The organism is Labrys sp. HAY1-8F, from assembly GCF_056754975.1.
Window position 1 is genome coordinate 1192530 of the sequence record NZ_JBPGWZ010000002.1, and the last position, 14542, is coordinate 1207071.

The 14542-nt window shown below is 62.4% G+C and carries 12 protein-coding genes; 5 read left to right on the top strand and 7 right to left on the bottom strand.

Translation table 11 applies throughout. The annotated features are described in order from the left end of the window. Window positions 1–71 precede the first annotated feature (71 nt). From ACR9ZN_RS14600 to ACR9ZN_RS14610, 3 genes are read right to left on the bottom strand one after another with little or no spacing between them, the layout of a single operon-like run. A complete protein-coding gene (locus tag ACR9ZN_RS14600; protein WP_434959663.1) occupies window positions 72–518 on the bottom strand; it encodes a DNA polymerase III subunit chi in 447 nt (148 codons plus the stop codon). A 13-nt stretch (window positions 519–531) separates the two neighbouring features. Then, on the bottom strand, window positions 532–1152 hold the full coding sequence (locus tag ACR9ZN_RS14605) for a glutathione S-transferase family protein (protein WP_481272526.1): 621 nt from the start codon (window positions 1150–1152) through the stop codon (window positions 532–534). Beyond that, window positions 1149–2645, bottom strand: coding sequence for a leucyl aminopeptidase (locus ACR9ZN_RS14610; protein ID WP_454814590.1), 1497 nt, complete (start codon window positions 2643–2645; stop codon window positions 1149–1151). The genes ACR9ZN_RS14605 and ACR9ZN_RS14610 overlap by 4 nt, the downstream gene beginning before the upstream one ends. A gap of 176 nt (window positions 2646–2821) precedes the next feature. Between ACR9ZN_RS14610 and lptF the strand changes: the two genes are divergently transcribed. The 5 genes from lptF to rsmA all read left to right on the top strand — a co-directional run bounded on the left by lptF (window position 2822) and on the right by rsmA (window position 9545). Continuing rightward, the gene (gene lptF, locus ACR9ZN_RS14615) at window positions 2822–3988 is read left to right on the top strand and encodes an LPS export ABC transporter permease LptF (RefSeq protein WP_434957121.1); all 1167 of its coding nucleotides are present in this window, start codon (window positions 2822–2824) and stop codon (window positions 3986–3988) included. After that, on the top strand, window positions 3985–5064 hold the full coding sequence (lptG, locus tag ACR9ZN_RS14620; protein ID WP_481272527.1) for an LPS export ABC transporter permease LptG: 1080 nt from the start codon (window positions 3985–3987) through the stop codon (window positions 5062–5064). The genes lptF and lptG overlap by 4 nt, the downstream gene beginning before the upstream one ends. Further along, a complete protein-coding gene (locus tag ACR9ZN_RS14625) occupies window positions 5064–7508 on the top strand; it encodes an LPS-assembly protein LptD (RefSeq protein ID WP_434957123.1) in 2445 nt (814 codons plus the stop codon). Before lptG ends, ACR9ZN_RS14625 begins: the two co-directional genes overlap by 1 nt. 27 nt (window positions 7509–7535) lie before the next feature. Beyond that, on the top strand, window positions 7536–8594 hold the full coding sequence (pdxA, locus tag ACR9ZN_RS14630; protein WP_481272528.1) for a 4-hydroxythreonine-4-phosphate dehydrogenase PdxA: 1059 nt from the start codon (window positions 7536–7538) through the stop codon (window positions 8592–8594). Between the two features lie 108 nt (window positions 8595–8702). Continuing rightward, window positions 8703–9545: a 16S rRNA (adenine(1518)-N(6)/adenine(1519)-N(6))-dimethyltransferase RsmA gene (gene rsmA, locus ACR9ZN_RS14635; protein ID WP_481272529.1), complete on the top strand. Its 843-nt coding sequence runs from the start codon at window positions 8703–8705 to the stop codon at window positions 9543–9545. A 37-nt stretch (window positions 9546–9582) separates the two neighbouring features. Here rsmA and gmk read toward each other — a convergent pair whose 3' ends face one another. From gmk to fabF, 4 genes are all read right to left on the bottom strand, one after another. Further along, complete coding sequence (gene gmk, locus ACR9ZN_RS14640) at window positions 9583–10248, bottom strand: guanylate kinase (protein ID WP_434957126.1); 666 nt, start codon at window positions 10246–10248, stop codon at window positions 9583–9585. Further along, window positions 10245–11132, bottom strand: a complete 888-nt coding sequence (locus ACR9ZN_RS14645; RefSeq protein ID WP_434957127.1) for a YicC/YloC family endoribonuclease — start codon at window positions 11130–11132, stop codon at window positions 10245–10247. The genes gmk and ACR9ZN_RS14645 overlap by 4 nt, the downstream gene beginning before the upstream one ends. A 161-nt stretch (window positions 11133–11293) precedes the next feature. Then, complete coding sequence (gene mltG / locus ACR9ZN_RS14650) at window positions 11294–12736, bottom strand: endolytic transglycosylase MltG (RefSeq protein ID WP_454814602.1); 1443 nt, start codon at window positions 12734–12736, stop codon at window positions 11294–11296. Window positions 12737–13083: 347 nt separating this feature from the next. Next, the gene (gene fabF / locus ACR9ZN_RS14655; protein ID WP_434957129.1) at window positions 13084–14343 is read right to left on the bottom strand and encodes a beta-ketoacyl-ACP synthase II; all 1260 of its coding nucleotides are present in this window, start codon (window positions 14341–14343) and stop codon (window positions 13084–13086) included. Window positions 14344–14542: the final 199 nt, after the last annotated feature.

The window sequence follows — 14542 nt, forward strand, 5'->3', positions numbered from 1 at the left end:
TTTGCGATTTGAAGTGATTCCGCCAAATCGCAAAGCGCTTTAGATCGATTTCCGATTCGATCAGGTCTGGCCTACGCCTTCTTTTCCCAGCGCCCCTCGTCGCTCTGCTGCCAATAGGTCGCGGCAAAGCCAAGTTCCTTGGCCTGCTTCCACTGATCCCGCGCCCCCTGCACGGCATCGGCGTCGTTGCCGTCGAACATCAGCACGATGCGTTCATAGCTCGGCGCATCCGTCGGCAAGGGCGCGCCATCGACGAGGAAACGAATCACGGCCCCGTTGGGATTGCCTTCATGCGCCACCAGCACGATCGGCTGGGCCGGACCATCGTCACTCTCCAGGCCATGCGGCAGGAAGGCTTCGTCATTATAGGTCCACAATACGTCGTCGAGCGCGCGCAGGCGCTCCTGCGGCCCCTGCACCGCGCAACGCCAGCCGCGCTGCAGGGATTTTTCCAAAAGGCCCGGCAGAATCCGTTCAAGCGGGGCTCTCTGCAGATGATAGAAGAGCAATTCCGTCATCATCTCCCCTTTCTCAATAGGCGCTTTCCGGCGAGCGCGTCCGCAGCATGGCAGGCGCGTTTCGGATAGAATGCCACCATTCCTTCAGCGCCGGCACGCGATCGATCAATTCGCTTCCAGCCGAGACACTGTCGGCAACGGCCAGGACAGGTGCGAGGTAGCACCAAGCCAAGTTGGGAGAAAGCCCGACACCCCCCTCGCATACCAATTCCTGCAGGGCGCGCAATGCCACCTCGGCCTGCGCCAGAGTCTCCGGGGTGGGCATCGTGCCATCGCGCCACCATTGTGGCACGTAGATTCCCCATACGAGAGGCCGATAGGCGTAATTGTCGACCACGCGCATGATCTGTCGCATGCGTACAGCCGCGCGAGGATCGGCCGGTATCAGGGAAGGATCGGGCAGCAGCGCTTCAAGATAATGCGCAATGGCGTCGGTCTCATAGACGACCGTACCATCGATCTCGATGCTCGGAATACGCCGGAACGGATGCAGCCGCTCATACTCATTCGGCACGCCCCTGTCGTCGAAAATATCAGCCATGACAATCTCATGGCTGATATTCTTGAAATCCAGGATCAGCCGGATGATCCGTGTATAGACGCTGTCAGGCGTGCCGAACAGCGTGATCCTCACCCTTCGTAATGCTCAGCCACCAGCCGGTCGAGCAGGCGCACGCCCCAGCCCGAAGCCCAACTGCGGTTGACGTCGCTGGCGGGCGAGCCCATGGCGGTGCCGGCGATGTCGAGATGGGCCCAAGGCGTCTCGTTGACGAAGCGCTGCAGGAACTGGGCCGCCGTGATCGACCCCCCATTGCGGCCGCCGGTGTTCTTCATGTCCGCGAATTTGGAATCGATCAGCTTGTCGTATTCCGGGCCGAGCGGCATGCGCCAGACCCTCTCGCCCGTCGTCTGCCCTGCCACGAACAGGCGCCCGGCGAGCTCGTCATTGTTGGAGAAGAGGCCGGCATATTCCTGGCCGAGCGCCACCATGATGGCGCCGGTGAGCGTGGCGAGATTGACCATGAATTGCGGCTTGTACTTGTCCTGGATGTACCAGAGCACATCCGCCAGCACGAGCCGGCCCTCGGCGTCGGTGTTGATGATCTCGATTGTCTGGCCCGACATCGAGGTGACGATATCGCCCGGACGCTGGGCCTTGCCGTCTGGCATGTTCTCGACCACGCCGATGGCCCCGATGACGTTGGCCTTGGCCTTGCGGGCGGCAAGCGCGTGCATCAACCCGACCACGCAGGCCGCGCCGCCCATGTCGCCCTTCATGTCCTCCATGCCGGAAGCCGGCTTGATGGAAATGCCGCCGGTGTCGAAGGTCACGCCCTTGCCGATGAAGGCAACCGGCTTGGCCTCGCGATTCTTGGCGCCATTCCAGCGCATCACCACCAGCCGGCTGTCATGCTCGGAGCCCTGGCCGACACCGAGCAGCGCCCCCATGCCGAGTTTCTTCATGGCCTTGACGTCGAGAATGTCGATCTCGACGCCGAGTTCCTCCAGTTCGGCCGCGCGTTTGGCGAAGGCCTCGGGATAGAGCACGTTCGGCGGCTCGTTGACGAGATCGCGAGCAAGCCTGACGCCGTCTGCGATCGCTTCGCGAGACTTGCCAGCCTTTTTGGCCGCGCCGTCGACACCGCTGGCGATCGTCAGTTCAAGCACCTTGCTCGCCGCATCGTCCTGCTTGCGCGTCTTGTAGCGCTCGAACTTATAGGCCCGCAGCCTGGCCCCGAGGGCGAAGTCCGCCACCTGATCGGCGGTGATGGCCGCCTCCGGCAGGTCCAGCACCACGGTAACCGTCTTCGCCGAGACCGGCAGCTTGCCGATCACATTGCCACCGGCCTTGACCCAATCGGTGCGGGCGCTTTCTTCAGCCTTGCCGAGAGAAACCGCGATCACCCGGTCCACCGGCAGGCCGGACGGAGCAAGAATGTCGAGGGAGGCCAGCGCCTTCCCCTTGAAATTATCGGCGGAAGCCGCACGTTTGACCAGACTGCCGATACCCGGTAGAGCAGCTTCCGTTTCAGGCGATACGGCCAAATCGATATTTGTGAATATGACGGCAATGCCGTCGGCAATTTTCTCGACTTTTGAAAAAGACAGTTTCAATTCGGAAACCATAATTGATGCCCATTCTAGGAAGCTGCCGCGCGGTTGACGGCTTGTTGGGACTTTTGCATGTCAATCCGTAACCATGTCTACAACAAATCGCTCGCAGCCTCGGTCCTGCCATACAAACGTCTCGCCTGCCACCTAGCAGGAGGATACAAGCAACGGGTAGGAGACCCGAGAAGGCAATGAACCTCGTCAGCCGATATATTGCCAGACAGTTTGGCTTTGCCTTTCTGGTCTGCCTCGTCGTGCTGACGCTCCTGGCCTGGATGGTCGGCGCCCTGCGCGAGTTCAATGTCATGACGGCACAGGGCCAGTCCGTCCTGGTCTTCCTGGCCATCAGTTCGCTTGCCCTGCCTGCGCTTATGGTGGTGGTCGCGCCACTTGCTGTCTTCCTGGCCGCAGTATGGCTGCTGCAACGTCTCAATGCCGGTTCCGAACTTGTCGTTCTCAATGCGGCGGGCTATTCCCCCTCGCGGCTGATCACGCCCTTTGCCGGCATTACCGGCCTCGTCGCCGCGGGGATCGCCGCCGTCACCCTCTATATCCAGCCTGCCAGCCAGCATGAGCTGACCGCCTGGCGTGTCGCCGCCGCGGCCGACGTGGTGCAGCACTTCCTCAAGGAAGGCCAGTTCACCGCTCTGCGCGGCTTCACCTTCCATATCCGTAAACGCCAGGAAGATGGCACGCTGCTCGGTATTTTCGTGCAGGATGCTCGCGACAAGGGCAAGACCAAGACCTATATCGCCGGGACCGGCAAGATCGTCGATACCTCGACGGGGTTGGTGCTGGTCCTGAACAACGGCTCGCTGCAGCAGCAGGAAGGCGGCGCCTCCTCCGATGCCTCGATCGTCACCTTCGAGCAATATCAGTTCGACCTCTCCCAACTCGCCCGCGACGACAACGATGCCATCAACTACAAGCCGCGCGACCGCTACACCAGTGAACTCTGGAACGCCCAGCCATCCGAGATGAAAGGACCGGCCGAGCGTGGCCGCGTTCGCGGCGAACTTGTGGACCGGTTTACCGCTCCCCTCTATCCGATCGCCTTCATGCTGATCGCCCTCGCCTTCCTCGGCCAGGCGCGCACAACCCGCCAGGGCCGGGCCAGCGCGATCGGTTTTGCCATTCTGAGCGTCGTGGTGGTGCGCATTCTCGGCTTCATCGCCACGCAGAGTCTGAGCGTACACACGGCTGGCGGCGTCTATATCGCATTCGGCGTGCCGGTCCTGACGTCCCTGATCTGCCTTGCCGTCATTACCGGCCATTTGCGCCTGTCGCTGCCGCGCAGCTTGACGAACTGGTACAATGACCTGACTTCGCGCCTCGCCAACCGGACGGCGCGCGCATGATCATGACCTCCACCCTCGGCCGTTACCTCAGCAAGCGCTTCCTGATCGCCATTTTCGGCGTGCTCGCCTTCTTGTTCGTCATGATCTTCCTGCTGGATTTTGCCGAAACCAGCCGGCGCGCCAGCGACTTGCCACATGTATCCGTAGGCTCGATCGCCACTCTGTCTCTGCTGCGGACGCCCTCCATCATCGAGCAGACCCTGCCCTTCGTCTTCCTGTTCGGGGCCATCATCTGCTTCGTCAATCTCAGCCTACGGCTCGAACTGGTGGTGATGCGCGCCGCCGGCCTGTCGGTCTGGCAGTTCCTGGCCCCGCCGATCATCTGTGCCATCCTCCTCGGCCTCCTTGCCGCGATGGCCTTCAACCCGCTCTCGGCCGCGCTGAAAACCAGAAGCGACGTGCTCGATACGCGCGTCTTTGGCTCTCGCCAGGTGCGCGATGACGACAAGAGCCGCTGGATCCGCGATGGCCAGGCGGTCATCCATACCTCGGCCGAGAATAGCGACGACGGCGCGCTGACGGGGGTCACCATCTATGCCCTCGATGCCGATGGCCGCTTTATCAGGCGCATCGAGGCGGATACCGCAAAACTTGACAAGGGTGCCTGGCATCTATCCAAGGTTCAGGAATTCATCCCCAACCAGTCGGTAAAAACCTCAGAAATCGTTGATTTTCCTAGCAATTTGACCAAGTCTCAGGTTGATCAGCAATTTGCGGTGTCCGCGGACAGCGTGTCTTTCTGGAGACTCCCTTCATCAATCGAACAACAGGGCGCCGCGGGACTTGAAGCAAATGACTACCGGTTGCAATATCAGACGCTTCTTGCTCGTCCCCTGCTGCTCGTGGCGATGGTGCTGATCGCCGCGACGGTATCGCTTCGGTTTGCTCGCCTGGGTGGTATTGGTGTGATGATCTTGAGTGGAATCGGGGCGGGTTTCTTGCTGTATGTCGTAACCAAAATGGCCAAGGACCTGGGCATTGCGGGGCTGGTTGCGCCGGCCGTCGCCGCTTGGACTCCGGCCGCCATTGCGGCCCTGATCGGATTTACCGTGTTGCTTAACCAGGAGGATGGCTGATGCGCGTATCAGCTCGCCACTTCCTTACGACCATGCTGTGCACCACCGTAGCGGTTGCAGCGCTGTCGTTTGCGTTGTTGCCATCGAAAGTTCACGCCCAGGAGAACCTGCTCGGGCCCCTGGGTGCACGTTCCGATGGTGCCGGAGGCCAAGGCAGCTCCAACATGGTCCTCAAGGCCAGGGAGATGCAGTATGATCAGGACAACGAGGTCGTAACGGCCATCGGCACGGTGCAGATCTACTACAACGGCCGCGCCCTGCAGGCAGACCGTGTGGTCTATGACCGCAAGGGCAAGCGCGTGCGCGCCAACGGCAATGTCGTGATCACCGAAGCCGACGGCACGAAGACCTATGCCGATAATTTCGACCTCACCGACGATTTCAAGGACGGCTTCGTCAATTCGCTGAAGACGGTGACGGCGGACGAACTCTATATCGCCTCCAACCGGGCCGAGCGCACCGGCGGCAACGTCACCGTGTTCCAGAACGGCATCTATTCCGCCTGCTCCCCTTGTGCCGACAATCCGCAAAAGCCGCCGCTGTGGCAGATCAAGGCTGTCAAGGTCATCCATAACCAGCAGGAAAAGATGATCTATTTCGAAGATGCTCGCTTTGAGTTCTTCGGCATGCCGATCGCCTACCTGCCCTATATGTCGACACCCGACCCGACCGTCACCCGCAAGAGCGGCTTCATCACGCCGCGCTATTTCCATAGCTCCCGGATCGGCTATGGAGCCGAACTGCCCTATTTCATCGACCTCGCTCCCAACTACGATCTGACGCTCACGCCCGGCTATGCCAGCAGTCAGGGGCCGACGGGCCAGATTGAGTGGCGCCATCGCACGCTGAATGGCGCCTATTCGGTGATGGCATCGGGTGCCTTTATCAGCGACCCGGACAAGTTCGCCAATGAGGATATTGGCAAGCCGAATTGGCGCGGCTCGATTTCGTCCAAGGGCGAATTCTGGCTGAACGACAAATGGCGCTTCGGCTGGGACGGCTCGCTGCTGAGCGACAAATATTATTGGCGCGACTACCGGCTCGACAATCTGCGGGGCAAGACCGAGGCGACCTCCACCGTCTATCTGACGGGCGTGGGCACCAAATCCTGGTTCGATCTGCGCGCCTATTATTTCCAGGGCCTGACCACGGCCGACGTACAGAAGCAATTGCCCGTCGTCGCGCCGGTGCTCGACTATGACTATATCGTCGACCACCCGGTGCTCGGCGGTGAGCTGGGCTGGAATTTCAATCTGACCAGCCTGACGCGTCAGCAGGCTGCCTTCGACAATATTCTGGGCTACAACTGCGACAACCTCTCTCCGAAGACTCGGACGAACTGCCTGCAGCGCGGCATTGATGGCACCTATACCCGCGCCTCGATCAACGCCTATTGGAAGAAGACCTTTACCGACACCTATGGGCAGCAGTGGACCCCCTTCGCCTATGTCCGCGGCGATCTGGGCTTCACCCAGCTCGACGGCAACCCTGCCGACCAGTTCGTCAGCAACAAGAAGAACGATACGGCCGCACGCCTGGTGCCAGCCATCGGCCTCGACTACCGCTATCCCTTCATCTCGCAGTCCGATTGGGGTACGCAGATCATCGAACCGATCGCCCAGATCATCCTGCGCCCCAAGGCGATGCAGAGCGGCGTCTTCCCCAACGAAGACGCACAGAGCCTGATTTTCGACGACAGCAACCTGTTCGCCTGGGACAAGTATTCCGGCTATGACCGGGTCGAGGACGGCTCTCGCATCAATGCTGGCCTGCAATATTCGCTGACCACCAATGGCGGCGGCTACTATAACGCCATGTTCGGCCAGTCCTATTCCTTCGGCGGCACCAACCCCTACACCACTGGCGACATGGCCAATACGGGCCTGCAGTCGGGACTGGATCGCAACGTTTCCGACTATGTCGGGCGTGTCTATCTGCAGCCGGTGAACAATTTTGCCGTGATGTCGGGTGCCCGCTTCGACCAGAAGAACTGGGACATGCGGCAGTTCGAGATCGGTGTCCTCGGCACCCTCGGACGCCTGAAGGCCGATGTCACCTATGCGCGCTACGATGCCCAGCCCCTGCTTGGGCTCGACGATCGCGAAGGCGTCAACGGCAAGGCCGCCCTGAAGCTGAGCGAGAACTGGATCGCCAGCGCCGGTGCTCTTTACGATATGAAGACGAAGAAATTCGCGTCGAGCTATGCCGGACTGACCTATGTCGACGCCTGCATCGCGCTCGGCATGAGCGTCTCGCGTTCCTATGACACCACGTCGTTGAAATACGACACCACGGTGCAGTTCCAATTGCAACTGCGTGGCCTCGGCGTCAGTGGTAGCCCTAAGGAATTCACCAACAAGGTCTGGAACAACGACTTCGACGATCTCAATGTCACCAAGCCGAGCAGCTATACCGACCGCTACGGCAATCTGAAGACCTTCTGAGATCAAGCGAGCCCATCTGACCTGACAATGCCGACCGAACAGCCCGCCCTGCCGATTGTCTTGACCATGGGAGAACCGGCTGGCATCGGGCCCGAACTGATCGTGATGGCAGGTGCAGCCCGCCGGGAAGAGGCGCCCTTCTTCGTCTATGCCGACCCCGCCCTGTTGTCGGCGCGCGCCAGGCGGATCGGCCTGGACCTTGCCATCATCGAGACCGACGAAGCCGGCGCGCCTGCAGCCTTCGCGCGCGGCCTTCCCGTCGTCCCCCTGCTAAATCCGGTACCCGATCGGCCCGGCAAGCCCGATGTCGCTGGTGCCGGCGCGGTCATCGAGTCGATCGAACGAGCCATACTGTCAATTCGCGTGAACCATGCTCGGGCCGTGGTGACGTCACCAATCATGAAGGAGGTGCTTTACCGCGCCGGTTTCGGCTATCCGGGGCACACTGAATTCCTGGGCGAACTGGCCCGGCGCCATTGGCAGGGCGATGGCAAGCCGATTCTTCCTGATCGAGCCACTGATGGGCAATATCGAGAAGCAGCCTTTAGGCCCGTGATGATGATCTGGTCCGAAACCGTCGCGGTTGTGCCGGTCACTATCCACATCCCCCTGGCCGACGTGCCCACGGCCCTCACCGAGGACTTGATCTACGAAACAGGCCTGATCGTTGCCCGGGACCTCGGGGCTCGTTTTGGCATCGCCGCACCGCGCCTCGCGGTTGCCGGGCTCAATCCCCATGCCGGCGAGAACGGCACTTTGGGCAGCGAGGACAACGCCGTGGTCGCACCCGCCGTCGCCAGGCTCAGGGCCGCCGGCATCGACGCCCGGGGTCCCCTGCCCGCCGACACCATGTTTCATGCCCGGGCGCGGCAAACCTATGATGCGGCCCTGTGCATGTATCATGATCAGGCCCTGGCACCGGCCAAGGCGCTGGCCTTCGACGAGGCCGTCAACGTGACCCTGGGCCTGCCCTTCGTCCGCACTTCGCCCGATCATGGCACGGCCTTCGATCTTGCGGGCACGGGCAAGGCCAACCCTTCCAGTTTCCTCGCCAGCCTGTCACTGGCCGACAGAATGTCACGTTAGAGTAGAGTGCGATTCCATCGAATCGCACTCTACTCTAACTCCTTGTCTTGGCGCGTCTTTGCGATTCCGGGCAACGCCGTCAGATCGCAAAACGCTTTGGGGCCCGTCATGGTGCAGATCGATACTCTTCCCCCGCTGCGCGAGGTCATCCGCCAGCATGAATTGATGGCCAAGAAGTCGCTTGGCCAGAACTTCCTGCTCGACCTCAATCTCACCGCCAAGATCGCGCGTGCCGGCGGCTCGCTGGAGGGGGTGAATGTGGTGGAGGTCGGCCCCGGCCCTGGCGGCCTCACCCGGGCGCTGCTGGCCTGCGGAGCGAGGCACGTGGTTGCCGTGGAACGCGACGAGCGCTGTCTGGCGGCCTTGGCCGAAATTGCCGCTCATTATCCCGGCCGGCTGACCGTGCATGCCGGCGATGCCCTCGAAGCCGATTGGCCGGCCTTGATCGCGGGACTGGAAGGGCCGGTCCGCATCGCCGCCAACCTGCCCTACAATGTCGCCACGCCCCTGCTGATCGGCTGGCTGAAGTCCGAGCCTTGGCCGCCCTGGTTCCAGTCGATGACGCTGATGTTCCAGAAGGAGGTCGCCGAACGTATCGTGGCGACCGAAGCGGACGATGCCTATGGCCGCCTCGGCGTCCTGGCCGGGTGGCGGACGGAAGCCGAAATCGTTTTCGACGTACCGCCAAGCGCCTTCGTGCCGCCGCCCAAGGTCACCTCTTCGGTGGTGCATCTGCGCCCGCGGCCGACGCCCCTGCCCTGTACCGCAGCCGCCCTGGAACGGGTCACGCAGGCGGCCTTCGGCCAGCGGCGCAAAATGCTGCGCCAGAGCCTCAAAGGGCTTGGTGGCGATCTGGTGGCCGCGCTGGCCGATACAGGCCTGCGTCCGGAAATGCGAGCCGAGGAAGTTCCCGTGGCCGCCTTCGTCGCCCTTGCGAACACCTTGAAATAGAACCAGGAAGTCAGGGGGATCTACTCCCCCCGTCCCGTCAGCGCCCGCGCGTCAGGGCGTCGAGATCCGCCTTCAAAGTGTCGACCAGGCGGCTGACCTGCGACTTGTCTTGGCGCTTCATGCGCTCGACGTCGAGGATTTCCTTGAGCTTGGCATAGGTGGTCTGCAGATCGGTGTTGACCAGCACATAGTCATATTTGGTCCAGTGGCTGATCTCGACGCGGGCATTCTGCAGGCGCTGCAGAATGATCTCCGCGCTGTCCTCGGCCCGCCGCTCGAGCCTCGCCTTCAGTTCGGCCACCGATGGCGGCAAGACGAAGACGGACACGATGTCAGGCCTCATCTTGTTGTAGATCTGCATGGTGCCCTGCCAATCGATGTCGAACAGGACATCGCGCCCGGCGGCCAGCGCCTCCTCAACCGGCCTTGCCGGCGTGCCGTAGTAGTTGCCGTGGACCTTGGCCGATTCCAGCAATTCGTCTCTTTCGCGCATGGTCTCGAAGGTGCCTGCGTCGATGAAGCGATAATGGACGCCATCGATCTCGCTGCCGCGGCGCGGGCGGGTGGTAACCGAGATCGACAGATGCATCGATTTGTCCTCGGCCAGAAGCAGGCGCGTCAGCGTGGTCTTGCCAGCGCCGGAGGGCGAGGAAACGATCAGCAGGAGGCCCCGGCGCTGAGGAACGGACGCAGTGCTACTCATTCGATATTTTGAACCTGTTCGCGGAATTGCTCGACCACTGCTTTGAGAGAAAGGCCGGTCGCGGTCAAGCTGACATCATTCGCCTTGGAGCAAAGGGTGTTGACTTCCCGGTTGAATTCCTGGGCGAGGAAGTCGAGGCGCCGTCCCACCGGCCCGCCCTTGGCCAGGAGATCGCGAGCAGCGGCAATATGGGCGTGCAGCCGGTCGAGTTCCTCGCGTATGTCGGCCTTGGCGGCCATCAGGATCGCCTCCTGGTGCAACCTATCGGGATCGAGCGACGACGACGCATCGAGGAGAGCGGCAATCTGCGCGGCAAGCCGATCGCGCACCGCCGCGGGCTGGCGCGCCGGATTGGCGTCCGCTGCATGCGTGAGGGCTTCGATCTCGTCGATGCGACCGAGCAGGACGCGGGCGAGTGCCTGCCCCTCCTGGCGCCTCATCTCGGCGCATTGGGCAATGGCCTTGGCGAACCCCTCCAGCAGGGCCCCCTGCAGCGCGGTGCGCCCAGCCTCGTCCTCCTCCTGGTCCTCGACCTCGAGCACGCCCTTGATGGCAAAGAGGCCATCGAGGCGCGGTGCCGCCGCATCCACCTTCTGCGAGGCCTCGGCCATCGCCGTGACGATGGCATCGAGCACCGCTTGATTGATGCGGACCACCGGCGCCACGGCGTCACGCTTCAGCGACAGGCCGATCTGACACGAACCACGGGCAAAGGCCGCGCCCAAAGCGGCACGCGCCGACGCCTCCAACGCATCGAATCCCGGAGGCAACCGGAAGCGGACATCGAGGCTTTTGCCATTGACGGTCTTGATTTCCCAGGCCCAGCGGTTCGCGCCGGTCTGTCCTTCTACCCGGGCAAAGCCGGTCATGCTGACAACGGACATCTTCCTACATTCCATACGGTGATTTCAGCGTCCGGCCGGATGATTTTACCAGCAACGAAAACTGAGCGCTCTCCCTCGACGCGCCGTAAGCGCGCCGAACAGAGCCTGACGGAAGATAGAGCCCAAGGGCTCCGCGCTCAAGCCAATCGGATGCAGCCGGCTTACTGCACCGTCTGCGGCGAGTTCAGATCGAAGGTCTTGTCGAGCAGCGGATCATGGGTGGTGTTGGCGACGGGATCGTCAAAGCCACCCTTCTTGGGCTTTGCGGCCTGGGTCGGGTCAGCATTGGGAGCGGTCGGCGCCTGGGCGGCCGGAGGCGTCGAAGGGGCTGGAGACGCCGACGGAGCCGACGGGGCAGGCAGCGGGATATCGGCCGCGGGCGCAGGCGACGGGGCAGGTGCCGGCGGCGGCGTGGGCGCGACCGGAGCCTCGGCCTCGGTCTGCTGCTTGCAGGCCTTGCTGCCCTTCTTGCAGGGCTTGGCCGGGGGCTTGGCGACGGGTGCCTCAGCCGGGGCAGGTGCCGGCGGCGTAGCAGCGTCCGGTTCGGGCGCAGGCGGGGACGGCGCTACTGGGGCGTTGCCGCCCTGTTGCTGGAACTGGCGCCATTTGGCGACATTCTTGTTGTGCTCGTCCAAGGTGGGGGCGAAGGCATGCCCGCCCGTGCCGTCGGCGACAAAATAGAGATCCTTGGTGGCCAAAGGCGTCGCCACGGCCTGCATTGCAGCCTTTCCGGGATTGGCGATGGGGGACGGCGGCAGGCCGGATATGGTGTAGGTGTTGAAGCGCGTCGGCTGCGTGAGGTCGGCGCTGGTCAGGGCCCTGTCGAGCTTGCCCTTGCCGCCGACCATGCCATAGATCACGGTCGGATCTGATTGCAGGCGCATGTTCTTCTGCAGCCTGTTGATGAAGACGCTGGCGACATGCGGACGTTCGTCCGCCTGGCCCGTCTCCTTCTCGACGATCGAGGCGAGCGTTACCATTTCCGCCGGACTCTTCAGCGGCAGGTTGGCGGAGCGCTGCTTCCAGATCTGGTCGACCAGCGCCCGTTGCTCTTCCTGCATCTTGCGCACCATGGCCGAACGGGTGGTGCCGCGCTCATATTTGTAGGTATCGGGCAGCAACGCCCCTTCGGCCGGCACCGGCGGGGCATCACCCGTGAGCAGGTCGTCCTGGTTCAGCCGGTCGATGATCATCTGGCTGGTAAGGCCCTCGGGGATGGTGATCGAATGCTGGATCACCTTGCCGTCCACCAGAATGTTCATGACGTCATACATGGAGACGCCCGGCTTGAAGGCATACTCGCCGGCCTTCAGATCATTGCCGTGGCCGAGCATGTAGACGCCGGTGGTGAAGGTGGTGGCGCCATCGATCACACCCTGGCGTTCGAGGGAATCGGCGATCTCGTCGCGACCGCTGCCCTTTGGCACATAGACCGTCTTGGCTTCCGCCAGCGGCCCGGCCGACGTGAACTGACGCAAACCGAAATAACCACCGATAGCGACCAGCATCAGCAGGACGAAGACGGCATTGCCAGCCACCACGAAGGGATTGCGCACCGCGCTCGAACGTGTCGGCGGCTTGGCGACAGCATCGGGCTGGATCATGTTGCGGGATCCGCGCGAGCCGGCTGCGCCTTTCCCGAAGGAGCGCGAGCGTTCGTTCGCTAGTCCCGAATCATCCCGATCATCGACCATAGAAACCTCGTACGCCTACATAGATGCCCGGCCAGGCCCCGCGAGCGTTACATCTCGCCAAAATGCCAACCTGATTGTGCCGCGCTTGGAAGTAGCAATTTGTTTCGGCAAAAATGCATCAAAATACGAACAATAAGGCGGCCTCCGATTCCGGGAATCGGAAGCCACATCGCGTTTGTTTCAACCGGCATGCCTCGCGAATATGGCGAAAATGCCAGCCGGGCCTCTGCAGCCGCGCGCCGAATCCCGGCGAGACGTCAGTCCGCCTTGCGCAAAATGATGGAGGCGTTGGTGCCGCCAAACCCGAAGGAATTGGAGAGCACCACGTTCACCTCGCGCTTGCGAGCCGTCAACGGCACCAGATCGATCGGGGTCTCCACTTCGGGATTCTCCAGATTGATGGTGGGTGGCACGATCTGATCGCGAAGGGCCAGGATCGAGAAGATTGCCTCGATCGCACCGGCAGCGCCAAGCAAATGGCCGGTCGCCGATTTGGTCGACGACATCGAGGCCGTCGCGGACGCATTGCCGAGCAGGCGCTGAACGGCGCCGAGCTCAATCGTATCGGCCATCGTGGAAGTGCCGTGCGCGTTGATGTAGTCGATCTCGCCGACGGAGATCCCCGCCCGCTTCACCGCCATCTGCATGCTGCGGAAGGCGCCGTCACCATCTTCGGACGGTGCGGTAATGTGATAGGCGTCGCCCGAAAGACCATAGCCGATGACTTCGGCATAGATCTTGGCGCCACGCGCCTTGGCGTGGCCATACTCCTCCAGCACGACGCAACCGGCACCCTCGCCCATGACGAAACCATCGCGATCGCGATCATAGGGGCGCGAGGCGCGCGCCGGTTCGTCGTTGAAGGAGGTCGACAACGCGCGGCAGGCGGCAAAACCAGCAAGGGCGAGACGGCAGACCGGAGATTCGGTACCACCGGCTACCATCACCTCGGCATCGCCGAGCGCGATCAGGCGGGCGGCATCGCCGATGGCGTGTGCGCCAGTCGAGCAGGCCGTGACCACCGCATGGTTCGGCCCCTTCAGGCCATGGCGGATGGAGACCTGGCCACCGGCCAGATTGATCAGGCGGCCGGGAATGAAGAAGGGCGAGATGCGCCCTGGGCCGCGATCCTTCAAGGTCAGCGCGGCGTCTTCGATGCCCTGCAGGCCACCGATACCCGAGCCGATCAGGACACCGGTCTCTTCCTGATCCTTCTGCGAAGCAGGATGCCAACCGGCATCGTCGAGAGCCTGGGTCGCGGCGGCCATGGCAAAGACGATGAAATCGTCGACCTTGCGCTGCTCCTTGGGCTCCATCCACTGGTCGGGATTATAGGTGCCGTTGCTGCCATCGCCAGCCGGGATCAGGCCGGCAATCCGGGCCTTGAGATCTTCCGTCTCGAAACGGTCGATCTTGACGATGCCGCTCTTGCTCGCAAGGAGATTGGACCACGACGTTTCGACATCGCCACCCATCGGGTTGACCATGCCGAGACCAGTTACGACAACGCGCCTCATAGAACCTCCAAAGGCCGGGGAATCGCCCTCCCCGGCTACTCAAACCCGATTGATCGCAAGATTGCCTGGCGCAAGGCTAGCACAGAATGCGGACGCTCCGAGGATCGCCCCTTCCAATGCTTCGAACGCATTGCCCTTACGCTGAACTGGCAGCCTCTATGTCTGCTGACACTCCAGACCTCCCGGCAATGATGCAATC